Origin of the sequence: Mesorhizobium sp. YL-MeA3-2017 (assembly GCF_030814575.1) — a bacterium.
Classification (GTDB): Bacteria; Pseudomonadota; Alphaproteobacteria; order Rhizobiales; family Rhizobiaceae; genus Mesorhizobium; species Mesorhizobium terrae.
The window spans coordinates 5044863-5069123 of record NZ_JAUSVH010000001.1; the positions used below are offsets into that span (position 1 = coordinate 5044863).

Here is a 24261-nt window from a genome sequence, read left to right on the forward strand (position 1 = left end):
ATTTTGTTTTGAAAGGGAATGCGATGAGCAAACGCGAATCCGCAAAATACAAGATCGACCGTCGCCTTGGCGAAAACATCTGGGGCCGTCCGAAGTCCCCGGTCAACAAGCGCGAATACGGTCCCGGCCAGCACGGCCAGCGCCGCAAGGGCAAGCTGTCGGACTTCGGTCTGCAGCTGCGCGCCAAGCAGAAGCTGAAGGGTCACTACGGCGACGTTTCGGAAAAGCAGTTCCGCAAGACCTACGAAGAGGCCGACCGCCGCAAGGGCGACACCTCCGAGAACCTGATCGGCCTGCTGGAATCGCGCCTGGACGCCGTCGTCTACCGCGCCAAGTTCGTGCCGACCATTTTCGCCGCCCGTCAGTTCGTCAACCACGGCCACATCAACGTCAACGGCAAGCGCACCAACATCGGTTCGTACCGTTGCAAGGTCGGCGACGTCATCGAGGTGCGCGAGAAGTCGAAGCAGCTCGTCATCGTCCTGGAATCGGTCGCGCTCGCCGAGCGTGACGTGCCGGACTACATCGAAGCCGATCACAACAAGATGGTCGCCACCTTCGCTCGCATCCCCGGCCTGTCGGACGTTCCGTACGCTGTCCAGATGGAGCCGAACCTGGTCGTCGAATATTATTCGCGCTAATCAGGCGGCGAATACGAATTGCGAAAAGGCCGCCTCCGGGCGGCCTTTTTTGTCTGGAGCGTTTGTTTGGTGGGGCGAGCGCCGCTATAAGGCGCGGCATCATCCTGCGGAACGTTACGCCATGAACGTGCAAGCCGAAACCATCCCCGACCTCGACGGCGGCTGCCATCCGCTGTTTCGCGACGTGCCGTCCTCGGTCGAGTTCAACAAGCTGCGCAAGCGGCTCTTGCGGCTGGCCCGCCAGGCCATGGACGATTTTTCCATGGTCAAGCCCGGCGAACGCTGGCTGGTGGCGCTGTCGGGCGGCAAGGATTCCTACGGGCTGCTTGCGCTTCTGCTGGACCTCAAATGGCGCGGCCTTCTGCCGGTGGAGCTCATCGCCTGCAATCTCGACCAGGGTCAGCCGAACTTCCCCAAGCACATCCTGCCGGACTATCTCACCGCCAACGGCATCGCGCACCGCATCGAATATCAGGACACCTATTCGATCGTCACCGACAAGCTGCCGCAGGGCGCCACCTATTGCTCGCTGTGCTCCAGGCTGCGGCGCGGCCATCTCTATCGCGTCGCGCGGGAGGAGGGCTGTTCGGCGCTGGTGCTTGGCCACCACCGCGAGGACATCCTCGAGACCTTCTTCATGAACCTCTTCCATGGCGGCCGGCTGGCGGCGATGCCGCCGAAGCTGCTCAACGACGAGGGCGACATGATGGTGCTGCGCCCGCTCGCCTATTGCGCCGAGGACGATCTGGAGAAGTTCGCCGCCGCCATGGCCTTCCCGATCATCCCCTGCGACCTGTGCGGCAGCCAGGAAGGCCTGCAGCGCAACGCCATGAAGGCGATGCTGGACGATATCGAGAAGAAGCAGCCCGGCCGCAAGGACACCATGATCCGCGCCATGGGCAATGTAAGGCCGTCGCATCTGCTCGACCGCAAACTGTTCGATTTCGCCGCGCTGGCCACCACTATCGGGAATGACGATGCACTTTGACGACCGCGATATCGAATGGCTGACCGGCGTTCTGGCCGATGCGGCCGCACAGGAGATCATGCCGCGCTTCCGGCGCCTTGGTGCCGGCGACATCCAGCAGAAGAAGTCGGCCGCCGACCTCGTCACCCAAGCGGACATCAACGCCGAGCGTGTCATCACGCAGGCGATCGCCGCGCGTTATCCGGACGCCCTCATCGTCGGCGAAGAGGCCTGCGAGGCCGACAAGACGCTGCTGGCGAAGCTCGGCGGCAGCAAGCTGGCCTTCGTCATCGACCCGGTCGACGGAACCTACAATTTCGCCTCCGGCGTGCCGGTGTTCGGCGTCATCCTGGCGGTGGTCCAGGACGGCGAGACCGTGGCGGGCATCATCTACGATCCTGTCGGCAAGGATGCCCTGATCGGCGTTCGCGGAGCGGGAAGCCACATGGTTGGCGCACAGGGGCCGGAACGTGTCGCCGTGGCCGAACCGGTGCCGTTCTCGCTGATGACCGGTGCGCTCGGCTGGCAGGCCTTCGACGAACCCGAGCGTTCGCTGCTCGCCAGGAACCAGGCCAAGTGCCTGTCCTACATCGGCTACCGCTGCTCGGCGCATGAATATCGCGTGCTTGCCGCCGGCCACGCGCATTTCATCGTCCAGAACGTGATGATGCCGTGGGATCACCTGGCCGGCGTGCTCATCCACCAGGAGGCAGGCGGCTACGCGGCGCGCTTCGACGGCAGCGCCTACCTGCCGTCGCATCTCTCCGGTGGGCTGATTGTGGCGCCCGACAAGGCAAGCTGGGCCGAGATCAGGCGCGAACTCTGGGCCTGACAAGGACCGGCAGCGCTTGGCTGCCGGCCTTGCAATCAGTGAGCAGCCTCGGCGCTGACCGTCTGGTGCGCGCTTGGCGCGGTGAACAGCTTGCCACGCTCGGCGATCAGCACCAGGACCAGCGCCATCAGCCCGACGCCGCAGAAGCCCGCGGCCAGCGGTGTGACCGTGCCGTCGAAGGCCTGGCCAACGGCGGCGCCGATCAGGCCGCCACCCAATGTCTGGATGAAACCCTGGATCGACGCGGCAGTGCCGGCGATGTGGCCGAGCGGCTCCATGGCGATGGCGTTGAAGTTCGAGCCGATCCAGCCGAACTGGAACATGGCCGCCGCGAACAGAAGCACGAACAGCGGCAACGGCACCGGCCCGAACAGCGATATCACGAACCAGATCGTCGAGACGATGGTGAAGCCGATCAGCGCACCATGCGACAGGCGGCGCATGCCAAAGCGCATCACCAGCCGCGAATTCAGGAACGACGACACCGCCATCATGCCGGCGATGGCCGCGAACAGCACCGGAAACCAGTAGCCGAGGTGGTAGATGCCGATATAGACCTGCGGCGCCGAGTTGATGAAGCCGAACAGCGCAGCGAACACCGCGGTGGATGCCAGCGTGTAGCCGAGCGACAGCCGGTTCGACAGCACGATCCTGAAGCCCTGGAAGATCGAGCCGAGATCGACGTCGCGGCGGTCTTCGGGATGCTGCGTTTCCGGCAGGCGGATGACGGCCCACAGCGCGATCGCCGCGGCGATCAGCGCCATCACCATGAAGATCATGTGCCAGTTGGCGAAGATCATCACCACTTGTCCGATCGACGGCGCCACCACCGGGATCACCATGAACACCATGAAGATCAGCGACATCACCTCGGCCATGGCGCGGCCGCCGAAACGGTCGCGCACCATCGAAACCGCGATGACACGGGTCGAAGCGGCACCGATGCCCTGGATGAAGCGCAGCGCCAGCAAGGTCTCGAAAGTCGGTGCGAAGACCGCGCCGGCGGCGGCGCAGATGTAGATGGTCAGTCCCACCAGCAACGGCGTGCGGCGGCCGAAACGGTCCGACAGCGGCCCATAGGCCAGGAGCGCGAAGGCGAGGCCGCCGAAATAGGCGGAGATCACATATTGGCGGTGGTTCTCGCTGGCGACGCCGAGGCTGGCGCCGATCTCCTGCAGGCCCGGCAGCATGATGTCGATGGCCAGCGCGTTGAGCGCCATCAGCGCCGCGCACAGCGCGATGAATTCCCAGCGCGGGATCGGGAAGGCCATCTCTTTGGCCGGCTGTTGAACTTGCGTATCCATGAGGGCGTCCCCAATGCCAAAACGCCGATGCGCCGTTAGAGCGTCCTTTGCGCGTCCGTTCGGACGCGCAAAGGACGCTCTAACATTATGAATCCGCGCATCGTGCTTTCCGAAAACCGAACCCGATTTTCGGAAAGCACGATGCGCCGGGTGGCCGGCGCATCGGGTCTCGCGTCCTCGAACGGACGGTTGTTCAGTTGTGGGCCGGGCTCGATCGTCCGGCGGGCGTCAGGTCAGGCGGCGCCTTTGACCTTGATGCCTTTCTCGTCGAAGAAGGCCTGCAATTCGCCGGCCTGGAACATCTCGCGAATGATGTCGCAACCGCCCACGAATTCGCCCTTCACATAGAGCTGCGGGATCGTCGGCCAGTTGGAATAGTCCTTGATGCCCTGGCGCAGCTCGTTGGAGTCCAACACGTTGACGCCCTTGTAGTCGACGCCGACATAGTCGAGGATCTGCACGACCTGGCCCGAGAAACCGCACTGCGGGAAGCCCGGTGTACCCTTCATGAACAGGACGACGTCGTTGCTCTTCACTTCGCTGTCGATGTAGTCGTTGATTCCGCTCATGGGCAAAAATCCTTCTGCGCCCGTGGGAGTCGGGCTTGAAACATGAGCATCAGATAAACCCGACAGCCGTGCGAGACAAGATGTTTGCCGATTTGCACTTAGGAATGGCGCAAGCGACGGGCCGTGGCTGGGCCAATCCGCCGGCCGGCGTGAAGAGCCGATGATGCGCCGGGTCCTGTTCGGCGGGCTGGCGGCGCTTTTGGCCGGTGCCCTGGCTGCCGCATGGTTTGTCTCGCTGCCGCGCCCGTCTGGCTTGGAGATTTCACCTACAGCCCAACCCGCTACCGCGCCTCAACCCGGCCTGTCGCCGGCTCCCGCACCGGCGTCGCCATCGCCATCGCAGGTGCCATCCACGCCGCCGCAGGTGCCGCCGGCACCTCCGTTGCCGCCGGGTGGCCAAGCGCCGACCGCGCCGGACAATCAGGCGCCGAACGGGGAGGCGCCCGCCGCGCTCCCACCGGCGCCGGCGACGCCAAGCGAAGCGGCGCCCATCGCGCCGGCCGCATTGCCGGAGCCCTGTCGCGACCAGACCTTCGAGACGGTCGCCTATGTCGTATGCGAGATCGATCTTCGCCGCTACGCGGTGACGTTGCAGCGGGCGGACGCCGGCGGTGTGCCTTACGCCTCGGTGCGAAAATTCACGCAGGCCATGCGCGCCGCCGGCACGCCGGCGCTGCTCGCCATGAATGCCGGCATGTACCACAAGGATTTGACGCCGGTCGGCCTGTTCGTGGCGGCGGGCCGCGAGGAAGCGCCGCTCAACCGCGACGACGCCGACGGAAATTTTTTCCTGAAACCCAATGGCGTCTTTTATGTCGACACCGACGGCAAGGCGGGCGTGTTGGAAACCGGCGCCTATGCCGCGACAAAACCCTCGGTGGCCTATGCCACGCAATCCGGCCCGATGCTGGTCATCGACGGCGCCCTGCATCCGCGCTTCGAGCCGAATGGCTCCTCCCGCTACATCCGCAACGGGGTCGGCGTCCGTGATCCCGATACGATCGTGCTGGTCATCTCGCGCGGCGAGGTCAGCCTCGGCAGCTTCGCCCGGCTGTTCCGCGACGCACTCGGCTGCAGGAACGCGCTGTTCTTCGACGGCGCCATCTCGACGCTTTCCAACGGCACCGACACGATCGTCGGCGCCTCGTTCCCGGCGGGGCCGATCCTGGCGGTGCGAATGAAGGAGAATGGGCGCTAGACGACCTCGTTTCGCGCGAAACAGACCCATTTTGCGCGCAAACAGCGGCTTGTAGACAAATCCGACGCGATTTTCGGGGGTGTCACCGACAACCGTCTGAATCAAAAGCGCTTTTTCATTTCACTTTTGTCGGCCGCGGGCGTTCTGTCCACATCGCGCGTCAGCAGCAGGCAGGAGCGCCGGCCTGGCCGAAGCGCGGGCACGTCCGGATTTTCTTAGTAAAATCAGTCCGGTATGCTGGTCTGCAGGGCCAGCGCGTGCAAAACGCCGCCCATATTGCCCTTCAGCGCGTCATAGACCATCTGGTGCTGCTGCACCCGGCTCTTGCCGCGGAAGCTTTCCGCCACGACCTCGGCTGCATAGTGGTCGCCGTCGCCGGCGAGATCGCGAATGGTCACCCGGGCGTCCGGAATGCCTTCCTTGATCAGCCGTTCGATGTCGTGTGCGTCCATCGCCATGGGACGTTCCTTCTTCAGTTCCCGATGAGGCGAGGAAATCAGGATTCGCCAGCCTCGGTCAATTCATCGGGTCTTAGTTTCGAAAACGAACCGGCATGCGAGATTTACGCAGTTGCACGGTGGAATACCGTTTGTCGGAAAACCGCTGTCCATTCTGTGCGGGTCGAAATCTGCCCAAGCCGACAGTTGGGAAAAGGTAGATCGAAAGCGATCGCGACAGACGGGCCATTTTTTCGAAAAGCCACCAAACTACCGCTTCCCCGATACGTTGCTGGATTGCCCATAACACGAAGAGAAGCAATCTGAGGATCAGGCCGAAGAAAAACTCAACCATTTCGATTTGCCACTGCGACAGCCGCTATGTTTGACTTTCACTCGCGCATCTCAGGCTTCCATGAAGGCAGGAAACCAGGATTCGTGCGCCGTTTTCAAGTCCTTGATTGATATGGCGCGTGCCGACCCGAGTTTCAATTCGCTGCCGCCGGTGGTGCCGATCCACGGCGCGAAGATGCCGAGCGCCTTGGCTTCGTTCCACAGCGCCTGCAATTCCTGCGACTGACCGCCGAACTTCACCGTCACCAGATAGCGGCTCTGATCCTCGCCGAAGAACACCGGGATCGGGTCGGCGCCGCTCAAGCCCGGCACGGTTGCGCCGATGCCGGATGCCATCGCCATTTCGGCCAGCGCCACGGCGAGGCCGCCGTCGGAGAGGTCGTGTACGGCGGTGGTGGCGCCGCTGTGGATCAGCTTGCGCACGAAATCGCCGACCTTTTTCTCGTGAGCGAGATCGACCGGCGGCGGCGGACCGTCGCTGCGGCCATGGATGTCGCGCATATAGATCGACTGGGCGAGGTGGCTGCCCCAGCCGGCGGGACCGCCGACGAGCAGGATGACTTCGCCTTCGCTGGCAAAGCCGAGCCTGGCCATCTTCGACCAGTCGTCGATCAGGCCGACGCCGCCAATGGTCGGCGTCGGCAGGATGCCCTGGCCGTTGGTTTCGTTGTAGAGCGAGACGTTGCCCGACACGATCGGGAAGTCGAGCGCGCGGCAGGCATCGCCGATGCCGGTCACCGCCTTGGCGAACTGGCCCATGATCTCGGGCCGCTCGGGATTGCCGAAATTGAGGTTGTCGGTGGCAGCCAACGGCAGCGAGCCGGTCGCGGTGAGATTGCGCCAGCATTCGGCCACCGCCTGCTTGCCGCCTTCGTAAGGGTCGGCCTCGCAATAGCGCGGCGTCACGTCGGAGGAGAAGGCGAGCGCCTTGCTGGCATGGCCGTCGACGCGCACGACACCGGCGTCGCCGCCCGGAATCTGCAGCGAATTGCCCTGGATCAGCGTGTCGTATTGTTCCCACACCCAGCGGCGCGACGACAGGTCGGGCCCGCCGAGCATCTTCACAAGTGCTGCGGCCACATCCGCCTGCGGAATGTCGTTCGCCGCCAGCGGTGCGCGCTTGGCCGGCTCCACCCAGGGGCGGTCATATTCGGGTGCCTGGTCGCCGAGTTCCTTGATCGGCAGGTTGGCGACTTCCTCGCCCTGATGCAGGATGCGGAAGCGTAGATCGTCGGTGGTCTTGCCGACGATGGCGAAGTCGAGCCCCCATTTGACGAAGATCGCCTCGGCTTCTTCTTCCTTTTCGGGGCGCAGCACCATCAGCATGCGCTCCTGGCTCTCCGACAACATCATCTCATAGGCTGACATGCGCTCTTCGCGCACCGGCACCTTGTCGAGGTCGAGCTCGATGCCGAGGTCGCCCTTGGCGCCCATCTCGACGGCCGAACAGGTGAGGCCGGCGGCGCCCATGTCCTGGATGGCGATGACAGCGCCCGACGCCATCAGTTCGAGGCAGGCTTCGAGCAGGCACTTTTCGGTGAAGGGGTCGCCCACCTGCACGGTCGGGCGCTTCTCGTCGATCTTGTCGTCGAACTCAGCCGACGCCATTGTGGCGCCGCCGACGCCGTCGCGGCCGGTCTTGGCGCCGAGATAGACGACGGGCAGGCCGACACCCTTGGCCTGCGACAGGAAGATGCCATCGGCCTTGGCGAGGCCGGCGGCGAAGGCGTTGACCAGGATGTTGCCATTGTAGCGCGCGTCGAAATTGACCTCGCCGCCAACCGTCGGCACGCCGAAGGAATTGCCGTAGCCGCCGACGCCGCTGACCACGCCGGCCACCAGATGGCGGGTTTTCGGATGATCGGGCGAACCGAAACGCAGCGCGTTCATGGCCGCGATCGGCCTGGCGCCCATGGTGAAGACGTCGCGCAGGATGCCGCCGACCCCGGTCGCAGCGCCCTGATAGGGCTCGATGAAGGAGGGGTGGTTGTGGCTCTCCATCTTGAAGACGACGACGTCGCCGTCGCCGATGTCGACCACGCCGGCGTTCTCGCCCGGACCCTGGATGACGCGCGGGCCCTTGGTGGGCAGCGTGCGCAGCCATTTCTTGGAGGATTTGTACGAGCAGTGCTCGTTCCACATCGCCGAGAAGATGCCAAGTTCGGTGAAGGTCGGCTCACGCCCGACCAGATCCAGGATACGCTGGTATTCGTCGGGCTTCAGCCCGTGCGATGCGATCAGCTCGGGTGTGATTTTCACGGTGTTGGAGATGGTCATGGTGCGGCGGGCAGCTCCGAAAGCGTGTTGGGGCCCCTATAGCCGAACAGCCGGCGCCGCGACACTGCCGATTTCAGAAAAAAAGCCGCATGCCACAGGCAGTTTGCGCAGTCTAGAGCGCCACGCGTCCGTTCGGACCCGCAAAGGACGCTTTAGAACCTTGAATCCGCGCATTGTGCTTACCGAAAATCGGACCTGATTTTCGGGCTGATACACTAGGCGTTTGGCGCCGGCGCGAGGCGTTTCGCAAGCACCATCGTGCCGGGCCGGGCGGCCCCGCCGGGGCCGGGAAGGGCCAGCACGTCGCCGGCCTCGACCTTGCCGCCGCATGTGGCGCAGGTGATTTCGGGTTCCAGCGGGTTGCCGCATGTCTTGTGCACGAAGCGCATGGGCTGCCCCTCCCTGGGTTGCACCCAGCGGTCTCCCCAGCTCGTCAGGGCGACGATGATCGGGACCAGTTCCTCGCCGGCCTTCGTGAGGCGGTATTCGAACCGCGCCGGCCGGCTCTGATACGCCACGCGTTGCAGGATGCCGCCCTCGGCCAGGTGTCGAAGCCGGCGCGTCAGCAGATTGCGCGAAATGCCCAAATCCACTGCGATATCGTCGAAACGCGACACGCCAAGGAAGACGTCGCGGACGATGAGCGGCGACCACCAGTCACCGAACACCTCCAGCGAGCGGGCGAGCGAACAGCGCATGTCGGCGAAGCTTACCTTTTTCATGCCGCGATCCTAGTCAGTTGCTTGATTGAACTCAAGGCGATAGGTTCAATCATTGAATGGAGGCGTGCCATGTATCATGCGATCGTTCGTGCCCGCATTCGCTCCCTGTTCGAGAGCGTCAACAAGGGCGATGCCGGCCCGGTGCTTGCGGCTTTCGCGCCGCGTTTCGAACATCGCTTCCTGGGCGAGGGGCATGCGCTTTCCGGGGTCCGCACCTCCTTGTCCGCAACGAGGCTATGGTATGAGCGCCTTTATCGCCTGCTGCCGGATTTGCATTTCGACCTGGACGGGATCGCCGTCAGCGGACCGCCCTGGAATACGCTCGCCATTGTCGATTGGTTGGAAACCAACAGCGGCACCGACGGAGTGCGCACCCACAATCGCGGCATTCACGCCGTGCGCCTGGCCTGGGGCAGGATGACCTCGCTTCACATTTGCCCGGACACGGCCGGGCTGGTGGCGACGCTGGATCGCCTGGCTGCCGCGGGCAACAGTGAGGCGCACGCGCCGCCGATCACGGGCTGAAGCGCGCGCCTGCCGGCGTTTCAGCCGAAGGAATCGTAGCCGACGCGGCCTTCTTCCAGAAGCCTGCGGATGATTTCCACGCCGCGCGCGACTTCGGCGCGCTGGCCCGGAGCCGAAATGCCGAAGCGTGCGCCGTGAAGCACCTGTTCGGAGCGGCCGGCCTTGAACTCGTCCTCGTCGTCGAGCAGCAGGTCGTTTTCGAACGAGGCCTTCTTGAACGTGCCGGAGAGCCAGGGATCGGGCAGGGTGAGCCAGACGAAGGGCACGTTGTCGTGTGCCTTGAAGGTGAAGCCGGCGAGCTTCTCGCGCACGATGGCGATGCGGGCGTTGATCTCGCCGATGCTCTTGTTGCGGATGTCGTGCGCCTGGCCCGACAGCACCAGTTGCGCGCCGACCTCGGCAAGCAGGAAGGGCATGCCGCCGGTCAACATCTTGTGCGCCACCTGGATGCGGTGCCGGTAGGCCGGCGGGCACGACAGCCAGCCGCCGCGCACGCCCGCTGCCACCGATTTCGACAGGCCGCCGGCAACGATGGTGCGTTCCGGCGCCAGTTCGGCCAGAAGCGGGGTCGGATCGTTGGTGAGGCCGCCGTAAAGATCGTCCTCGATCAGGAGCACATTGTATTCGCGCGCGATGCGGGCGATCTCGCGCCGGCGGTCGGTGTCGATCGTCACCAGCGTCGGGTTTTGCACCGTCGGCATCAGAAACAGCATCTTTGGATGCTTCTGCGCGCAGACCCGTTCGAAATCCTGCGGGTCGAGGCCGCCGGAATCGGAATCGACCAACACAACACGCCGGCCGACCAGCCCGGCGCTGCGTGAAATCTGCGAATAGGTGAGATGTTCGAAGGCGATGCTGTCGCCCGGCACGGTGAGCGCGGCAATGGCGGCCATCACCGCCGGGTGGGTGCCCAGCGTCGGCACGATGGTGTCGGGCGCGGGGCGAAAGTTATTGCGGGCGAGCCAAAGGCTGCCGGCTTCGTACCAGCGCTGGGGGAAGTCGCGCGTATAGCTGGCGATTTCGTAGGGGTGTTCCTGCGCCGTCTTCGTCAACAGATCGGCGATGGCGACGCCCTGGCCGGTGTCTGGCGCGGCAGTGGTGTCGAAACGCAGCTTGCCGGACGGCGGTTCGGTCAGCTTCGTGCTCTCGGCGTAGGACGAGAGCGTTATCGCATCCGCCGGCGCGCCGTCGGAATGGCGCTTCAGCACATAGGTGCCGCGGCCGACCTCGCCGCTGACCAGTCCTCGCTCGCGCAGCAATTGGTAGGCGCGGCCGACGGTGCCGACGGTCGCGCCGATGTCATAGGCGAGGTCGCGCTGCGGCGGCAGCTTGACGCCGGCGCCGAGCACACCGCGATCGATGTCCGCTTCGATGCGGTCGGCCAGGCGCTGGTAAAGCGGGCCGGTGCCGGTCGAAAGGTCGGGGAGCCAAGTTGTCATGGTGACAATTTTCTATATTGTATCAATATCAGAGTCAATACATATGGATTGCACCGCGATTGTCGCGGCAATTGTTACAATGGTGCTATGATGGCAAGTGCAATCGAGACAATTCATCGGAACCGGTCGGCTTCGGCGGGCTTTGGCAAGCAGCCTTCCGGCCTGTCGGGCTTCGTGCGCCGCATTGTTGTGGTGATTGTCACCGCGAGCAATCGACTTGCGGATGCGCTGGAGCGCCGTCGCAGCCGCCTTCAGCTGCTCGAGATGACCGACGACCAGCTCAAGGATATCGGCATCTCCCGCGCCGACGCCCATCGCGAAGGACTGCGCCCCTTTTTCGACTGACAGTCTTGGGGGAGTGAGCATGAGCGGGGAGAAGCGCCGGATAGCGTGGCAGGGCATAGTGGCCCGCCTGCAGCCTCGCCGGATATGGCAAGTGCCTAATTTTACCGTCGCCGCGGGGCCGGAGCTCGGCGGCGGCCGATGGTTCGGTCGAGGAAGGCGGCGGCGACCCCAAGCGCGACAAACAGAGCAGCGACGCCGAGCGTGCCCAAGACAACGCCAAAAATGCCGGTCATACGCACATCGAGGAACGGATAGGGCGCCTCGCCGGTGAAATGCGCGCGCGTCAGCGCATAGACAACGTACAGGACCGGGTAGATCAGCCAGACCGGAATATCCTCCCAGCGCGAGGTGCCTTCGGCGCCCGCGGTCAGCCACCACAGCACGAACAGCGCCGGCGCCACATAGTGCAGAAGCACGTTGCAAAGCAGGAACAGGCCGTGCGGCTGCCACAGTGGCGCCAGCACGACCGCATAGACGATGGTGACGACGCAGATGGCGACCGCCACGCCGGCGCGCAGCCGAGGCGAGGCGAAGCCCGGCGCCCAGGCGTAGCCGGTGGGCGTCAGCAGCGAGACATGCACCAGCACCACTGCGATGTTGGTCAGGATGGTGAAGAAGCTGAAATAGAAGACGATTGCGCCGACAAAGCCGCGCCCCGCCGCCATCGCGGCGGGAATGGTGATGAGGAATTGCAGGACGAGGCCGATGAGCCCCGCTGCCAGTCCGACGATTTGCAGAAACCGTGCCATCGACGCCGGCCGGGTCGATCAGGCCTTGGCGCCGCAGTCGCCGTTGCCGGTCTGCCAGCGGGCGATGTCGGAACCGATGCGGCCGCCGAGCGGCTCGGCCATCAGCGGGCCGAACACCTCGACGCGGTTGGAATTGCCGCGCGCCTGCACGACCAGCAGCGGCTTGCCGCCATAATGTTTGCCCGGCACCAGCAGGAACCGTGGCGTTCCGCCGAAATTGTTGAGCTCATTGGCCATCTGGTAGGACTTGAAGGCCGGGTCCTTCGAGGCGATCCAGCATTTGTGCGCGGCGATCGCCACCTGTTCCATGGCGCGCAGCGAAGCGCTCTTGCTGCCGCCGCTGGGGGCGGAATTGTAGGACTTCGACTGGCAAGCCACCAGAACCAGGCCTGCCAGGGCGACGAAGCCGAAACGGGCGGCCATCTTTGCTGCGTTCATCGTTTCGGCTTCCCCCAGTCGAGATGAAGTTTGATTGTCGTCGAAAGAGAAGATGGCCTGCTCAGGCGGCGATGCCGAGCGCGCCTTCGAACAAAGCGCGGCCATCATTGCCGCCATGCGCCGCCTCGATCAGGTTTTCGGGATGCGGCATCAGGCCAAGCACATTGCCCTTGGTCGAAATGATGCCGGCGATGTCGTTGATCGAGCCGTTCGGATTGGTGCCGTCGGCATAGCGGAACACGACCCGGCCTTCGCCCTCGATGCGCGCAAGCGTCTCTGCGTCGGCGAAATAGTTGCCGTCGTGATGTGCGACCGGGCAGCGGATGATCTGGTTCGGCTGGTAGCCCCGGGTAAAGGCGGTGTTGGCGTTGGCGACCTGGAGCTTCACTTCGCGGCAGACGAATTTCAGCGAGGCGTTACGCATCAAGGCACCGGGCAGGAGGCCCGCTTCGACCAGGATCTGGAAGCCGTTGCACACGCCCACCACCATGACGCCCTTGGCGGCCTTCTCGGCCACCGCCCGCATCACTGGCGAACGCGCCGCGATCGCCCCGCAGCGCAGATAGTCGCCGAAGGAGAAGCCGCCGGGAATGGCGATCAGGTCGACATCGGGGATTTCCGTATCGGTCTGCCAGACGGTGGCGGGCGCGGTGCCGGAAATCTTGGTCAACGCCGCGATCATGTCGCGATCGCGATTGAGGCCGGGCAGGAGGACGACGGCGGTTTTCACGTCAGGCGATCTCCACCGCGTAGTTTTCGATCACCGTGTTGGCCAGGAGCTTGTCACACATGGCCTTGAGCTCTGCTTGAGCCTTGGTTTTGTCGGTGCCGTCGATCTCGATGTCGAACACCTTGCCCTGGCGAACGGAACCTACGCCACCGAAGCCGAGGCCGCCGAGCGCATGTTCGATCGCCTTGCCCTGGGGGTCGAGCACGCCATTCTTCAGGGTTACGGTAACGCGGGCTTTCATCATGCTGTTCCTGCATCCATTCGCGGGGTCTACGAGCTTCGCTTCGAAGCACCCCGCGCGATAACACTATTAATGCGGCTTCGAGCCTTTCGGCGGCTCGGTCGAGGCGACCAGCACCGGGCCGGTCCGCTGCGGCTCGTTCTCGTTCATGATGCCGAGGCGGCGCGCCACTTCCTGGTAAGCTTCGACCAGCCCGCCCATGTCGCGGCGGAAACGGTCCTTGTCGAGCTTGTCCTGGGTGGCGACGTCCCACAGCCGGCACGAATCGGGCGAAATCTCGTCGGCGACGACGATGCGCATCATGTCGCCTTCGAACAGACGGCCGCACTCGATCTTGAAATCGACGAGCTGGATGCCGACGCCGAGGAACAGGCCGGAGAGGAAGTCGTTGACGCGGATGGCCAGTGCCATGATGTCATCGATTTCCTGCGGGCTTGCCCAGCCAAAGGCGGTGATGTGCTCTTCCGAAACCATCGGATCGTCGAGCGCGTCGGCCTTGTAGTAGAATTCGATGATCGAGCGCGGCAGCACGGTGCCTTCCTCGATGCCCAGGCGCTTGGCCAGCGAGCCGGCGGCGACATTGCGCACCACGACTTCGAGCGGGATGATCTCGACTTCCTTGATCAGCTGCTCGCGCATGTTGAGGCGGCGAATGAAGTGGGTCGGGATGCCCATCCGGTTCAGATGGTTGAAGATGTGCTCGGAAATGCGGTTGTTGAGCACGCCCTTGCCGTCGACCACTTCATGTTTCTTCTTGTTGAACGCGGTAGCGTCGTCCTTGAAGAACTGGATCAGTGTTCCCGGCTCAGGTCCTTCATAGAGGATCTTGGCCTTGCCTTCGTAAATGCGGCGGCGTGACTTCATTGGATTTTTTCTCTGGTTGGAAGGGCAAGCGGCAACGACCGGTCCCTTTCTTTCGCAACGCTTGGCGGCGCGGTGGTCTCAGTCGCGGTCTCTACCGCAATCGCGGGCTTTGCTCAATCGGCAAATCCGTTGAATCAACCGGTTTGACCACCGAAATGCCGCATTGCAGCATGCTATTTCGCATATTGACCGCGGGCCGCCCATTTGGTTTGAGGGATCGCGACAGGCACAATTGCCAGATGACTCGGTTTCCACCCGGAGGAATTGCCGCATGAGCAGCATGAAGGATCGCGAAGAAGGTTTCGAGCGCAAGTTCGCGCATGACGAGGAACTGCGCTTCAAGGCCAATGCGCGGCGCAACCGGGCGCTCGGCATTTGGGCCGCCGGGAAGCTGGGCAAAAGCGGCGCCGACGCCGAGGCCTATGCCAAGGAAGTGGTGGTTTCAGACATCGAGGAAGCCGGCGATCACGATGTCTTCCGCAAGATCCGCAAGGATTTCGACGCCGCCGGCGTCGAGCAGTCCGACCATCAGATTCGCCGCACCATGGACGAGCTGATGGCCGAGGCCATCGCCCAGATCAACAACACCTGATCGACGGCCGGTCGCGCCGACATGGCTGGACCAACGAACCGCCCGGTATTACCGGGCGGTTTTTCTTTGCCTTTTCCGTCATTTCCGGCTGAAACTGGATTCATTGTGAGAGGAATGAGCCAATGTCCCTGAAAGCACGTCTCGAAGCCGATGAAACGCTGTGCACGGCATGGTCGGGCGTGCCGGACGCGCTGACGGTGGAGATCGTTGCCCGGCAGGGTTTCGACGCTGTGACGCTGGACATGCAGCATGGCGGCCACAATGAGGACAGCGTGCTGCGCTCGATCGTACCGATCCAGGCGGTCAACAAACCGGCGCTGGTTCGCATTCCGGTCGGCCGCTTCGACATGGCCAGCCGCGCGCTTGATTTTGGCGCCGAGGCGGTGATCGCGCCAATGGTGAATTCGGTGGCCGACGCCAGGGCTTTTGCCGCGGCGATGAAATATCCGCCGCTCGGCGAACGCTCCTGGGGCCCGACCTACGCCTTGCCGCGCCACGGCAAGGGCACGCAGGCCGACTGGCTGAAGGAGAGCAACCAGCGCACGCTGGCCTTCGCCATGGTCGAGACGCGCGCCGCGCTGGCCGCGCTCGACGGCATCCTGGAAACACCCGGCATCGATGGCATCTTCGTCGGCCCGTCCGATTTCTCCATCGCCTGGAGCAACGGCGCCAAGGTCGATTCGACGCTGGAAGACATGATGGAGACCATCGCCTCGATCGCCGAACGCACCCGCAAGGCGGGCAAGCACGCCGCGATCTATGTCATCGATCCGGCCATTTCAGGCCGCGTTGTCAAGATGGGCTACCGGCTGCTGGCCATGGGCTCAGAACAGGCGCTGATCGGGCTCGGCACCAAGACGCTGCTGGCGAGCGTGAAGGAATCGATCGGTTAGGCTTCAGTCAGACTAATCCAACACGTCTATCACAACCGCGACAGGAAATGCGCGAAGGTCATCGAGCCTTCCGGCCAGGGGCCGTGGCCGGATTCGGAGTTGAGGTGGCCCGTGTCGCCGGCATCGATGAACAGCGATCCCCAAGCGCCGGCAAGGTCTTCGGCCACGTCGAAGTCGCAGAACGGGTCGTTGCGGCTGGCGATGACCATTGAGGGGAAGGGCAGCGGGTCGCGCGGATAGGGGCCGAAGGTCATCAGGTGCTTTGGCCTGATTTTCGGATTGGCGACATCCGGCGGGGCGACGAAGAAGCCGCCGGCGATCGGCTTGTCGCACAAGGGAAGCGCCTGGATGGCGGTTGCCACGCCCAGCGAATGCGCCACCAGCACCACCGGCTTGGTCGCCTCGTTGACGGCTTCGGCAACGCGGGCCGTCCAGTCCTCGCGTACCGGCTTCGACCACTCCGCTTGCTCGACACGGCGCGCGGTCGACAGTTTCGCCTCCCAGCGGCTCTGCCAATGATCGGGCCCCGAATTGGTGTAACCCGGCACGATGAGGATATCGGTGTCCTTTACTTTCATGGCTCGGATGTAGCGTTCCGCCTTTGCTGGCGCAACATGCCACTCGAATATTCGAATTGTGAACACCTTGTTCGATTTTTGCCGCCTTGTGTGAACAATGGGATTGTTCCATTTGGTAGGCGATGCAATCACCGCCGCATGCTTTCGGAGATAGGGATTTTGCGACTGACACGGCGTACAATGATGGGTGGCGTAGGGGTGATGGCCTTGGGGGCCATGACCAGCGCAGCCCGCCCGGAGAAGATGATGAGCGATCTGCCTTTTGCCGCTACCACGCCGATCAGTGTTGCCCGTGTCGGGTTGAAGACCCGCGACGCCGATGCGCTGGCCGCCTATTATCGTGCTGTTGTCGGCCTGGAAGAGCTGGCCCGCGACGGCGAGACGATCACGTTGGGCGCGGCCAACCGGCCGTTGCTGGTCTTGGAACGCGATGCGGCTGCCAAGCCGGACGATCCGCGCAGTGCCGGCCTGTTCCACACCGCCTTTCTTCTGCCAAGCCGTGCTGATCTCGGCCGCTGGATCAACCACGCCATCGAAAACAAGATCCAGGTTGAGGGCGCGTCCGACCATCTGGTCTCGGAGGCGGCCTATCTGACAGACCCGGAAGGCAACGGCATCGAGATCTATGCCGACCGCCCGCACGAAAGCTGGAAATGGGACGGCCCGAGCGTCGAGATGGCGACACTGCGCATGGATATTCCAGGCGTTGTCGGCTCGGTGCCGGCCGGCGATGCCGGCTGGAAGGGCGCGCCGGACAACACCGTTGTCGGCCATGTCCATCTGCGGGTCGGCGATCCGAACCAGGCCGAGGCCTGGTGGAACAAGGAATTCGGCTTCGACACCGTCAAGAAATACGGCACGCAGGCGGTGTTCCTGTCGTCGGGCGGGTATCATCACCATATCGGCGCCAACACCTGGCAGAGCGCCGGCGCCGGTAAGCGCGATGCCAGCCGTTCGGGTCTCGCCTGGGTCGAGATGCGCTCGGCTGAGGCCAAGACGCCGTCCGCCTATGAAGATCCGTGGGGAACCGTCATCCGCGCCGTGCCCGGCCAGCCTGGATAACAAACTGACTTTGCCGCCCTGATGGATCGTTCAGGAAGGATCCTGACACCCCCGAGCCTCGACCGATGCTAGACATTCACAGCCGAATCCGCGTCAGGCGGATTCGGCTGTTGGCATCAAGGAACTAAGGCTCATCCATGTTGAAGGTTATCGCCCGCGATTTCATCAAGCCTGAGGCACTCGAAATCGTGCAGCCGCTTTATGCCGAACTCGTCGAGAAGACGCGGCAGGAACCGCTTTGCATCTCCTACGATCTTTTTGTCGATCAGAAGGACCCGGGGCATTTCGTTTTCATCGAGGAGTGGCCAGACCGCGCCGCACTGGACGTCCACTGCCGCACCGAGCATTTCCGCCGGCTGGTGCCGCTGATCAATCAGCACCAGACCAGGGAGGGCACCGTCGTTTTGATGGACCGGTTCGTGCCCTGAGCGACGCTTAAGTGCCGATGGCGTTAGCAGCAAAGCCGGTCGACAGCCCATGGCTCCAATTGGCAAAGCCGCTGGCTTCGGCGCGTCGGGCGGCCGAGCTCCAATCATAATCGATCGCGCGCAGGGTGAACGACCATTTGCCGTTGAGGCGCGTGGCGATTGCATAGCGGGCATGCGGGCTGCCGGTCACGGTCAGGCCGGGAAAGGCCTGCACGCCGACGCTGCCCGGATTGAGGACGGTCAGGCGGTCCGAGACATGCACGATGCGCGGTGTGTGCGTATGGCCGCACAGCACGAGCTCGGCCGGCACATCGCCGAGTTTGCGTCGGATCTGGCCCTCGCTGGAGGGGAAGAAGTGGTTGCCGCCGTCTTCCTCCAGCAGGAAAACCTCGTCGTCCGCCGGGCTGCCGTGGCAGAGGAAAATCTCCGACGTCAGGCTCGTTGTCGCAGGCAGCGATGCGAGCCAATCGCGCGAAGCCTTGGTGAGGTGCCGGTATGCGAAGGCGTCAATCGTATCCATCTCGCCTGGCGGCATCTCGGCCAGCGCGCGATCATGGTTGCCGCGCACCGTCGGCCAATTCTCGGCGATCAGATATTGCGCCGTCTCTTCCGGCCATAGCGGACCGGACAAGCAGTCGCCCAGATTGACGATCAGGTCCGGCGAGGCCGTCTTGATCTCGGCATGCACCGCCTCCAGCGCCGGCAGGTTGCCGTGGATGTCGGAGATGACCGCCAGCCGCATGGATATGCTTATCCAAACACGCGCTTGAAGATGGTGTCGACATGCTTGGTGTGGTAGCCGAGATCGAATTTTTCGCGGATTTCCGCTTCGGACAGCGCCGCCGTCACTTCCTTGTCGGCAAGCAGTTCCTCAAGGAAATCAGCGCCCTGTTCCCAGACCTTCATAGCATTGCGCTGCACCAGCCGGTAGGCGTCCTCGCGGGAAACACCCGCCTGGGTGAGCGCGAGCAACACGCGCTGCGAATGCACCAGGCCGCGGAACTTGTTGAGGTTCCGGTCCATGTTTTCCGGGTAGACCAGCAGCTTGTCGATGACGCCGGTGAGCCTGGCCAGCGCGAAATCCAGCGTCACCGTGGCGTCCGGACCGATCATGCGCTCGACCGAGGAGTGAGAGATATCGCGCTCGTGCCACAGTGCCACGTTCTCCATCGCCGGCAGCACCATGCCGCGCACCAGGCGGGCAAGACCGGTGAGGTTTTCGGTCAGCACCGGATTGCGCTTGTGCGGCATCGCCGACGAGCCCTTCTGGCCGGGCGAAAAATACTCTTCCGCTTCCAGAACCTCTGTCCGCTGCAGATGACGGATCTCGGTCGCCAGCCGCTCCACCGAGGAAGCGATGACGCCGAGCGTGGCGAAGAACATGGCATGGCGGTCGCGCGGGATGACCTGCGTCGACACCGGCTCCGGCTTCAGGCCGAGCTTTTTGGCAACGTGTTCTTCGACATAGGGCTCGATGTTGGCGAAGGTGCCGATCGCGCCGGAAATGGCGCAGGTGGCGATGTCTTCGCGCGCATGGACGAGGCGCTCGCGGCAACGGCTGAATTCGGCATAGGCCTGCGCCAGCTTGACGCCGAAAGTGGTCGGCTCGGCATGGATGCCGTGGCTGCGGCCGATGGTGACGGTGTCCTTGTGCTCCAAGGCGCGGCGCTTCAGCGCCGCCAGCAACGCGTCGATGTCGGCGAGCAGGATGTCGCTGGCGCGGGTAAGCTGCACGGCAAGGCAGGTGTCGAGCACGTCCGACGAGGTCATGCCCTGGTGGATGAAGCGCGAGTCCGGCCCGACGAATTCGGCCAGATGGGTGAGGAAGGCGATGACGTCGTGCTTGGTGACGCGCTCGATCTCGTCGATCTTGTCGACATCGAACGTCGCGGCATTGCCCTTTTCCCAGATGGTCTTCGCCGCTTCCTTCGGGATGACGCCGAGTTCGGCCAGCGCATCGCAGGCATGTGCCTCGATTTCGAACCAGATGCGGAAGCGCGTCTCGGGCGACCAGATGGCGACCATTTCCGGCCGGGAATAACGTGGGATCATCGGTCCGTCCTGATGTCTGGGGAAAACTTACGCCGCGTCCTAACAGAGCACGGCAAAATGCTCAACGCGCCAGATGCTCCCGGATGCTCAATGTCGTTGCCGGACAAACCACAGTGCAGCAGCAAAGAGAGCGACAAACCCGACCGGGAAATAGAGGCGGATGCCGAGCACGGCGAACTGATAAAGCGCGCCGGCGCTGGTGAAGGCGAACTGGAACAGCCAGCGCAGGCTGAGCGGCGGGCCATGCCATTCGGCGTAGTAGGAGCGATACTGCATCGCATAGAGCCCACCGGTGACCAGCACAGTCGCCGCAAACAGCGACACGAAGCCGGCCGCGAAAACCACGCTGCCGGGGCGGCCAAGCGAGACAAAGCGCGCGACGAACAGGCCAGTCGGAAAGGCAAGAGCGCCGCCGATGGCAAACAGCGACATGATCGCAACCACGGCAGCGGACGATTCCCAGCCTTGCAGGAAAAGATTGGTCCCGGCACTGACGGCCATCGCCGTCGCCCATGCCAACGCCCCGAAGAGTGCGATGCGCGGCGCGGGCAGGGCCAGGCGCAACCGCATCGCAATCGTGCCGCGCCCGTCGGGGCGTAAAGTCGTTGCCTGGGCGGCCGGGTCTGTCACAGCCGCCCGGTCACCGCCATCCAGCGATAATCCGGCCCTTCAAAGCCGTAGCCACGAACCCAGATCAGCACCGCATAGGCCGACAGGCTGTCGCCGCCATAAGTCTGCACCGCGCCGATGCCATAGCCGTTGGGACAGCCACGGCTCTTTGGGATCGATTTGTCCTCATGCAAAAGCTTGGTCTGGCCGCCTTCGCGGGCTTCGATGCGCAGCAGTCGGAAACCCTTGGTTTCGCCCTGGCTGGAACAGATGTCGTCGCCACTCAGGGTGAATTCGTCCAAGCGCACTTCCAGCGGCTCGTCGATCGCTGGAAACACCGGCCGCGGATTGACGACCATACGGTGCGGGTCGGCCGACAACTCGGTGACGGGATTGCCGCCAACGGTGAAGCCGGCATTGGCCTCGAGTTCCGCCTGTTTGACGATGGCTTCGCCCTGTTCGCGCGCCTTGTCGCGCACTGCCTGCAGCGTGGCCTTCTCGTCGTCGAGCCGTACGCGAATGGGTGTGCCGCTGACGAATGTGTCGGTCGCCGTGTCGATGTAATAGCGGTTTGCATAAGGGAAACCGGAACCGTCCTGCACGCCGTATTCCTCGAAGGCGAAGATGCCGCCGCCCTTGGCGAAACCGAGAATCTGCAGCCGCGCGACATCGCCTGCCCGTGCGACGACGGCGCCGGCCAGGACAAGGACAACTGTGAGTGCCAAACGCATCAGACGGTTCATCTTTTCTCCGGTGTCGGCTGGAACATACCGGTTCCTATCACAATCGTTTTAGCGCGTCGCATGGCGCGAAATGCATTTTGATGGATGCGGCCGGCCCGCTCTTTGCTAGTCTCGGCGTTCTTCACAAGGAGAACTGCCATGAGCGACACGAGCAAAATTCGCGAGCATATGGAAGTCGTCGGTGCGGACGGTACCCATGTCGGTACCGTCGACAAGGTTGAAGGAAAGCGCATCAAGCTTATCAAGACAGACAGCGGCCAGGGCTCCCACCGGGGGCATCATCACTACATCCCCTTGAGCCTTTTTGCCGAAATCCAGGACGGCAAGGTGTGGCTGTCGGCGAATTCGGATGTCGCCGTCATGTTCGAGGAAGAAAGATCCGATCCAACCTGATCGGGCTTCCAACGCCATTGTCATGGAACGGACGGGCTGGCGCCTCGTGTCAGCCCGGCAGGGCCGACCATACGGGAAACAGGTCGCCTTTCGCCGGCGTGGCGGCGAAGGCTGCTCGCGCGATCGCGCGCGCCATCGTCGCGCCGGCCGCCGCATAAAGGTCGATGGCTTCGACCGCCGACGGGGTTATGCCGCTCTTTCCCGTGCCCAGCCCGAAGACCAGATCTCCGTCGACCGGCGTGTGCGTCGGCCAGATGGCGCGGGCGAAGCCGTCATGCGCGGCGATCGCCAGGCGTTTGGCGGCCGCCTTGGTCAGCACGGCGTCGGTGGCGATGATCGCGATGGTGGTGTTGGCACCGACCGGATTGTCGCGGAATTTCAGGCGTATCTGCCTGGCATTCTCGGGCAGTGGCGAAGGATAGCCCAGTCCACCGAACTCGTTGCCGATCTCGAAGGGCGCTGCCCAGAAATGACGGCTGCGGCCGACGGTGACCGAGCCGGTCGGGTTGGCCGCGACCAGCGCGCCGATGGTGATGCCGTTGTCGAGCACGGTGGAAGCCGAGCCGAGCCCACCCTTGAGCCCGGAGGTCAGCGCGCCGATACCGGCGCCAGCGGTGCCGATCTCGAAGTCGTCGGACGCCGTGAGCGCCGCCTCATGTCCCAGTTCTCTGTATGGCGGGTAGCGGCCCCAACCCTTGTCGCCGCCATTGGCAAGATCGAACAGGATGGCCGCAGGCACGATCGGCACGCGGAACCCCGCGACCTCGAAGCCGATGCCGTTTTCCCGCAAGGCTGCCTGCACGCCCGACGCGGCGTCGAGCCCGAAGGCGGAGCCGCCCGACAGCACCAGCGCATGCACGGTTTCCACCGCATTGTGCGGCTCCAGAAGGTCGGTTTCACGCGTGCCCGGCGCGCCGCCCAGCACCTGGACGCCGGCAACCGCCGGTGTGTCGCACAGGATGGCGGTGACGCCCGATTTCAGCCTGGCGTCGCCGGCATTACCGACCCGCAGGCCGGCGACATCGGTGATCAGATTGCGCGGGCCGGTGCGAAACATCATTGTCCCTCGAGAGGCACGAAGCGCGTTCCGTCGAAGCGGAAGGCGCGATAGGGGTTCTTGGCAAGGTCACCCTTGGCATCGAAGCGGATAATGCCGGTGGCGGTCGTGAAGTCGCGGTCGGCAAGGGTTTCGATCAGCGGCTTGCCGGCGGCCTCCTTCTTGGCCTGGCCGGCGATCTCGACCGCGACAAAGGCCGGCAGCGCATAGCCTTCGGGCAGCACTTTGGCGGCGCTGAACAGATCGAGCGTTTTCTTGTCCGCGACATCCGCCCATTCGGGCATGGCGATCATCAGCGTGCCTTGCGTGTAAGGCACGTCGCTCGCCGCGCGCAGGGCTTCGCCGCCGGCAAATGCCATGTCGGCGCCGAGCTTGGCGGCATCGCGCGCCATGACGGCCAGATCGCGGCCGTCGCCGCCGACGAAGACGCTGGTGGCGCCGGCCTTGCGCAAGCGGCCGACTAGCCCGACCTGGTTGTCCATTTCTGGGCGGAACGTGTCGGTGAAGACCGGCTTGAGCGCCGCCTGCTCGACGGTGGCCCGCATCGCTTCGGCAAGTTCGCGGCCGTAGATAGTGCCGTCGTCGACGACGGCGAAAGGCTGGTCGCGCCACAGCCGGGACAGGACCCTGCCGGCTGCGTCGCGTTCGGCGTCGCCGCGCGGCCCGAGCCGGAACACCGGCCAGCCAGTCTTGGCGCGCCGGTCGGTCAGGCTGTCGGTGCGCACGCCGGGGGTGATCACCGCGATGCCCGCCTGTTTGAGGATGGGCATCGCTGCCTCGATTGCCTCGGTGCACAGGAAGCCGACGACGATATCGACCTTTTCGGCAGCGAATTGCGCGGCTGCCGCGGCACCGCCCGCCGCCGTGCAGGTGTCGTCGACAACGCTGATCGCGGCGCCGTTCGCGCCGGCGCCGAGCCTTGCGCCATATTCGATCTGCCGGCCAAGGACAGCCGACGGACCCGACAGCGGTGCCGCGACGCCAATGGTCAGCGTCGTGGCGGCTGCCGGATCGAGGAGGAAAAACCCGCCAAGCAGGCTAAGGATTGCGGACGCCAGTCGCATGCGAATGAAACGTGTCTCCCTGCAGGCTTCGGCCCAGACCTAAAGGCTGCACCGTCTTGGTGCAACAAGCCTGTCGAATCTTGGTACAGCAAGGCAGTTTCGATGAGCCGCATCAACCACTTCGCTTGTGATGCACAAGATACCGCCATATATAGCGG

Annotated in this window: 29 protein-coding genes; 11 read left to right on the forward strand and 18 right to left on the reverse strand. The window is 64.0% G+C overall.

The window, feature by feature from the left end; all coding sequences use genetic code 11:
- Positions 1–23: 23 nt before the first annotated feature.
- The 3 genes from rpsD to QFZ88_RS23780 all read left to right on the forward strand — a co-directional run bounded on the left by rpsD (position 24) and on the right by QFZ88_RS23780 (position 2440).
- Entirely contained in the window at positions 24–641 is a 618-nt protein-coding gene (gene rpsD / locus QFZ88_RS23770; protein ID WP_024923783.1) for a 30S ribosomal protein S4, read from the forward strand.
- 121 nt (positions 642–762) lie between these two features.
- Complete coding sequence (ttcA, locus tag QFZ88_RS23775) at positions 763–1629, forward strand: tRNA 2-thiocytidine(32) synthetase TtcA (protein ID WP_024923782.1); 867 nt, start codon at positions 763–765, stop codon at positions 1627–1629.
- On the forward strand, positions 1619–2440 hold the full coding sequence (locus QFZ88_RS23780; RefSeq protein WP_024923781.1) for an inositol monophosphatase family protein: 822 nt from the start codon (positions 1619–1621) through the stop codon (positions 2438–2440). Before ttcA ends, QFZ88_RS23780 begins: the two co-directional genes overlap by 11 nt.
- Positions 2441–2475: 35 nt before the next feature.
- Here the strand turns inward: QFZ88_RS23780 and QFZ88_RS23785 are convergent, their stop codons facing one another.
- Together QFZ88_RS23785 and grxD are read right to left on the reverse strand one after the other, a co-directional pair.
- The gene (locus QFZ88_RS23785; RefSeq protein ID WP_024923780.1) at positions 2476–3744 is read right to left on the reverse strand and encodes a multidrug effflux MFS transporter; all 1269 of its coding nucleotides are present in this window, start codon (positions 3742–3744) and stop codon (positions 2476–2478) included.
- 233 nt (positions 3745–3977) lie between these two features.
- Entirely contained in the window at positions 3978–4313 is a 336-nt protein-coding gene (gene grxD / locus QFZ88_RS23790; RefSeq protein WP_024923779.1) for a Grx4 family monothiol glutaredoxin, read from the reverse strand.
- Between the two features lie 160 nt (positions 4314–4473).
- Between grxD and QFZ88_RS23795 the strand changes: the two genes are divergently transcribed.
- The gene (locus tag QFZ88_RS23795) at positions 4474–5511 is read left to right on the forward strand and encodes a phosphodiester glycosidase family protein (RefSeq protein ID WP_024923778.1); all 1038 of its coding nucleotides are present in this window, start codon (positions 4474–4476) and stop codon (positions 5509–5511) included.
- Positions 5512–5735: 224 nt separating this feature from the next.
- Here QFZ88_RS23795 and QFZ88_RS23800 read toward each other — a convergent pair whose 3' ends face one another.
- From QFZ88_RS23800 to QFZ88_RS23810, 3 genes are all read right to left on the reverse strand, one after another.
- Positions 5736–5969: a BolA/IbaG family iron-sulfur metabolism protein gene (locus QFZ88_RS23800; RefSeq protein WP_024923777.1), complete on the reverse strand. Its 234-nt coding sequence runs from the start codon at positions 5967–5969 to the stop codon at positions 5736–5738.
- Between the two features lie 384 nt (positions 5970–6353).
- On the reverse strand, positions 6354–8579 hold the full coding sequence (gene purL, locus QFZ88_RS23805; RefSeq protein ID WP_024923775.1) for a phosphoribosylformylglycinamidine synthase subunit PurL: 2226 nt from the start codon (positions 8577–8579) through the stop codon (positions 6354–6356).
- 215 nt (positions 8580–8794) lie between these two features.
- Positions 8795–9301: a winged helix-turn-helix transcriptional regulator gene (locus QFZ88_RS23810; protein WP_024923774.1), complete on the reverse strand. Its 507-nt coding sequence runs from the start codon at positions 9299–9301 to the stop codon at positions 8795–8797.
- A gap of 69 nt (positions 9302–9370) precedes the next feature.
- Between QFZ88_RS23810 and QFZ88_RS23815 the strand changes: the two genes are divergently transcribed.
- Positions 9371–9826 carry a nuclear transport factor 2 family protein gene (locus QFZ88_RS23815; RefSeq protein WP_024923773.1) on the forward strand — a complete coding sequence of 152 codons (456 nt, stop codon included), beginning with the start codon at positions 9371–9373 and terminating at the stop codon, positions 9824–9826.
- A 20-nt stretch (positions 9827–9846) separates the two neighbouring features.
- Here the strand turns inward: QFZ88_RS23815 and QFZ88_RS23820 are convergent, their stop codons facing one another.
- Positions 9847–11265: a PLP-dependent aminotransferase family protein gene (locus tag QFZ88_RS23820; protein ID WP_024923772.1), complete on the reverse strand. Its 1419-nt coding sequence runs from the start codon at positions 11263–11265 to the stop codon at positions 9847–9849.
- 87 nt (positions 11266–11352) lie between these two features.
- Here QFZ88_RS23820 and QFZ88_RS23825 point away from each other — a divergent pair, with 87 nt between their 5' ends.
- Entirely contained in the window at positions 11353–11610 is a 258-nt protein-coding gene (locus tag QFZ88_RS23825) for a DUF1127 domain-containing protein (protein ID WP_024923771.1), read from the forward strand.
- Positions 11611–11711: 101 nt separating this feature from the next.
- Here the strand turns inward: QFZ88_RS23825 and QFZ88_RS23830 are convergent, their stop codons facing one another.
- From QFZ88_RS23830 to purC, 5 genes are all read right to left on the reverse strand, one after another.
- Positions 11712–12359 carry a Pr6Pr family membrane protein gene (locus QFZ88_RS23830; RefSeq protein WP_024923770.1) on the reverse strand — a complete coding sequence of 216 codons (648 nt, stop codon included), beginning with the start codon at positions 12357–12359 and terminating at the stop codon, positions 11712–11714.
- 18 nt (positions 12360–12377) lie between these two features.
- Positions 12378–12797, reverse strand: a complete 420-nt coding sequence (locus QFZ88_RS23835; protein WP_244431203.1) for a hypothetical protein — start codon at positions 12795–12797, stop codon at positions 12378–12380.
- Between the two features lie 61 nt (positions 12798–12858).
- Complete coding sequence (purQ, locus tag QFZ88_RS23840; RefSeq protein ID WP_024923768.1) at positions 12859–13527, reverse strand: phosphoribosylformylglycinamidine synthase subunit PurQ; 669 nt, start codon at positions 13525–13527, stop codon at positions 12859–12861.
- A gap of 1 nt (position 13528) precedes the next feature.
- On the reverse strand, positions 13529–13771 hold the full coding sequence (gene purS / locus QFZ88_RS23845) for a phosphoribosylformylglycinamidine synthase subunit PurS (protein WP_024923767.1): 243 nt from the start codon (positions 13769–13771) through the stop codon (positions 13529–13531).
- Positions 13772–13837: 66 nt separating this feature from the next.
- A complete protein-coding gene (gene purC / locus QFZ88_RS23850; protein WP_024923766.1) occupies positions 13838–14632 on the reverse strand; it encodes a phosphoribosylaminoimidazolesuccinocarboxamide synthase in 795 nt (264 codons plus the stop codon).
- 271 nt (positions 14633–14903) lie between these two features.
- On the opposite strand from purC, the gene QFZ88_RS23855 reads away from it, so the two are divergent.
- Together QFZ88_RS23855 and QFZ88_RS23860 are read left to right on the forward strand one after the other, a co-directional pair.
- Entirely contained in the window at positions 14904–15224 is a 321-nt protein-coding gene (locus QFZ88_RS23855) for a DUF1476 domain-containing protein (protein WP_024923765.1), read from the forward strand.
- 122 nt (positions 15225–15346) lie between these two features.
- The gene (locus tag QFZ88_RS23860; RefSeq protein WP_024923764.1) at positions 15347–16117 is read left to right on the forward strand and encodes an HpcH/HpaI aldolase family protein; all 771 of its coding nucleotides are present in this window, start codon (positions 15347–15349) and stop codon (positions 16115–16117) included.
- A gap of 29 nt (positions 16118–16146) precedes the next feature.
- Here the strand turns inward: QFZ88_RS23860 and QFZ88_RS23865 are convergent, their stop codons facing one another.
- Positions 16147–16695 carry an RBBP9/YdeN family alpha/beta hydrolase gene (locus QFZ88_RS23865; RefSeq protein ID WP_024923763.1) on the reverse strand — a complete coding sequence of 183 codons (549 nt, stop codon included), beginning with the start codon at positions 16693–16695 and terminating at the stop codon, positions 16147–16149.
- 216 nt (positions 16696–16911) lie between these two features.
- Between QFZ88_RS23865 and QFZ88_RS23870 the strand changes: the two genes are divergently transcribed.
- Entirely contained in the window at positions 16912–17757 is an 846-nt protein-coding gene (locus QFZ88_RS23870; RefSeq protein ID WP_373426396.1) for a VOC family protein, read from the forward strand.
- Positions 17758–17894: 137 nt separating this feature from the next.
- Positions 17895–18185, forward strand: a complete 291-nt coding sequence (locus QFZ88_RS23875) for a putative quinol monooxygenase (protein WP_024923761.1) — start codon at positions 17895–17897, stop codon at positions 18183–18185.
- Positions 18186–18192: 7 nt separating this feature from the next.
- Here the strand turns inward: QFZ88_RS23875 and QFZ88_RS23880 are convergent, their stop codons facing one another.
- From QFZ88_RS23880 to QFZ88_RS23895, 4 genes are all read right to left on the reverse strand, one after another.
- Complete coding sequence (locus tag QFZ88_RS23880) at positions 18193–18927, reverse strand: metallophosphoesterase family protein (RefSeq protein WP_024923760.1); 735 nt, start codon at positions 18925–18927, stop codon at positions 18193–18195.
- An 8-nt stretch (positions 18928–18935) separates the two neighbouring features.
- A complete protein-coding gene (gene purB, locus QFZ88_RS23885; protein WP_024923759.1) occupies positions 18936–20237 on the reverse strand; it encodes an adenylosuccinate lyase in 1302 nt (433 codons plus the stop codon).
- Between the two features lie 87 nt (positions 20238–20324).
- Complete coding sequence (locus QFZ88_RS23890) at positions 20325–20867, reverse strand: hypothetical protein (protein WP_307419296.1); 543 nt, start codon at positions 20865–20867, stop codon at positions 20325–20327.
- A complete protein-coding gene (locus QFZ88_RS23895; protein ID WP_024923757.1) occupies positions 20864–21589 on the reverse strand; it encodes a DUF2259 domain-containing protein in 726 nt (241 codons plus the stop codon). The genes QFZ88_RS23890 and QFZ88_RS23895 overlap by 4 nt, the downstream gene beginning before the upstream one ends.
- A 138-nt stretch (positions 21590–21727) precedes the next feature.
- Here QFZ88_RS23895 and QFZ88_RS23900 point away from each other — a divergent pair, with 138 nt between their 5' ends.
- Entirely contained in the window at positions 21728–21982 is a 255-nt protein-coding gene (locus QFZ88_RS23900) for a DUF2171 domain-containing protein (protein WP_024923756.1), read from the forward strand.
- Between the two features lie 49 nt (positions 21983–22031).
- On the opposite strand, the gene QFZ88_RS23905 is transcribed toward QFZ88_RS23900, so the two are convergent.
- Both QFZ88_RS23905 and QFZ88_RS23910 read right to left on the reverse strand, forming a co-directional pair.
- The gene (locus tag QFZ88_RS23905; protein ID WP_024923755.1) at positions 22032–23039 is read right to left on the reverse strand and encodes a P1 family peptidase; all 1008 of its coding nucleotides are present in this window, start codon (positions 23037–23039) and stop codon (positions 22032–22034) included.
- A complete protein-coding gene (locus tag QFZ88_RS23910) occupies positions 23039–24103 on the reverse strand; it encodes a branched-chain amino acid ABC transporter substrate-binding protein (protein WP_024923754.1) in 1065 nt (354 codons plus the stop codon). Before QFZ88_RS23910 ends, QFZ88_RS23905 begins: the two co-directional genes overlap by 1 nt.
- Positions 24104–24261 lie beyond the last annotated feature (158 nt).

What these genes read in the sequence shown, in the direction of transcription:
- rpsD (WP_024923783.1), top strand. Translation starts at nt 24, where the DNA reads ATGAGCAAACGCGAATCCGCAAAATACAAGATCGACCGTCGCCTTGGC.
- ttcA (WP_024923782.1), top strand. Translation starts at nt 763, where the DNA reads ATGAACGTGCAAGCCGAAACCATCCCCGACCTCGACGGCGGCTGCCAT.
- QFZ88_RS23780 (WP_024923781.1), top strand. Translation starts at nt 1,619, where the DNA reads ATGCACTTTGACGACCGCGATATCGAATGGCTGACCGGCGTTCTGGCC.
- QFZ88_RS23785 (WP_024923780.1), bottom strand. Translation starts at nt 3,744, where the DNA reads ATGGATACGCAAGTTCAACAGCCGGCCAAAGAGATGGCCTTCCCGATC.
- grxD (WP_024923779.1), bottom strand. Translation starts at nt 4,313, where the DNA reads ATGAGCGGAATCAACGACTACATCGACAGCGAAGTGAAGAGCAACGAC.
- QFZ88_RS23795 (WP_024923778.1), top strand. Translation starts at nt 4,474, where the DNA reads ATGATGCGCCGGGTCCTGTTCGGCGGGCTGGCGGCGCTTTTGGCCGGT.
- QFZ88_RS23800 (WP_024923777.1), bottom strand. Translation starts at nt 5,969, where the DNA reads ATGGCGATGGACGCACACGACATCGAACGGCTGATCAAGGAAGGCATT.
- purL (WP_024923775.1), bottom strand. Translation starts at nt 8,579, where the DNA reads ATGACCATCTCCAACACCGTGAAAATCACACCCGAGCTGATCGCATCG.
- QFZ88_RS23810 (WP_024923774.1), bottom strand. Translation starts at nt 9,301, where the DNA reads ATGAAAAAGGTAAGCTTCGCCGACATGCGCTGTTCGCTCGCCCGCTCG.
- QFZ88_RS23815 (WP_024923773.1), top strand. Translation starts at nt 9,371, where the DNA reads ATGTATCATGCGATCGTTCGTGCCCGCATTCGCTCCCTGTTCGAGAGC.
- QFZ88_RS23820 (WP_024923772.1), bottom strand. Translation starts at nt 11,265, where the DNA reads ATGACAACTTGGCTCCCCGACCTTTCGACCGGCACCGGCCCGCTTTAC.
- QFZ88_RS23825 (WP_024923771.1), top strand. Translation starts at nt 11,353, where the DNA reads ATGATGGCAAGTGCAATCGAGACAATTCATCGGAACCGGTCGGCTTCG.
- QFZ88_RS23830 (WP_024923770.1), bottom strand. Translation starts at nt 12,359, where the DNA reads ATGGCACGGTTTCTGCAAATCGTCGGACTGGCAGCGGGGCTCATCGGC.
- QFZ88_RS23835 (WP_244431203.1), bottom strand. Translation starts at nt 12,797, where the DNA reads ATGAACGCAGCAAAGATGGCCGCCCGTTTCGGCTTCGTCGCCCTGGCA.
- purS (WP_024923767.1), bottom strand. Translation starts at nt 13,771, where the DNA reads ATGATGAAAGCCCGCGTTACCGTAACCCTGAAGAATGGCGTGCTCGAC.
- purC (WP_024923766.1), bottom strand. Translation starts at nt 14,632, where the DNA reads ATGAAGTCACGCCGCCGCATTTACGAAGGCAAGGCCAAGATCCTCTAT.
- QFZ88_RS23855 (WP_024923765.1), top strand. Translation starts at nt 14,904, where the DNA reads ATGAGCAGCATGAAGGATCGCGAAGAAGGTTTCGAGCGCAAGTTCGCG.
- QFZ88_RS23860 (WP_024923764.1), top strand. Translation starts at nt 15,347, where the DNA reads ATGTCCCTGAAAGCACGTCTCGAAGCCGATGAAACGCTGTGCACGGCA.
- QFZ88_RS23865 (WP_024923763.1), bottom strand. Translation starts at nt 16,695, where the DNA reads ATGAAAGTAAAGGACACCGATATCCTCATCGTGCCGGGTTACACCAAT.
- QFZ88_RS23870 (WP_373426396.1), top strand. Translation starts at nt 16,912, where the DNA reads ATGACCAGCGCAGCCCGCCCGGAGAAGATGATGAGCGATCTGCCTTTT.
- QFZ88_RS23875 (WP_024923761.1), top strand. Translation starts at nt 17,895, where the DNA reads ATGTTGAAGGTTATCGCCCGCGATTTCATCAAGCCTGAGGCACTCGAA.
- QFZ88_RS23880 (WP_024923760.1), bottom strand. Translation starts at nt 18,927, where the DNA reads ATGCGGCTGGCGGTCATCTCCGACATCCACGGCAACCTGCCGGCGCTG.
- purB (WP_024923759.1), bottom strand. Translation starts at nt 20,237, where the DNA reads ATGATCCCACGTTATTCCCGGCCGGAAATGGTCGCCATCTGGTCGCCC.
- QFZ88_RS23895 (WP_024923757.1), bottom strand. Translation starts at nt 21,589, where the DNA reads ATGAACCGTCTGATGCGTTTGGCACTCACAGTTGTCCTTGTCCTGGCC.
- QFZ88_RS23900 (WP_024923756.1), top strand. Translation starts at nt 21,728, where the DNA reads ATGAGCGACACGAGCAAAATTCGCGAGCATATGGAAGTCGTCGGTGCG.
- QFZ88_RS23905 (WP_024923755.1), bottom strand. Translation starts at nt 23,039, where the DNA reads ATGTTTCGCACCGGCCCGCGCAATCTGATCACCGATGTCGCCGGCCTG.
- QFZ88_RS23910 (WP_024923754.1), bottom strand. Translation starts at nt 24,103, where the DNA reads ATGCGACTGGCGTCCGCAATCCTTAGCCTGCTTGGCGGGTTTTTCCTC.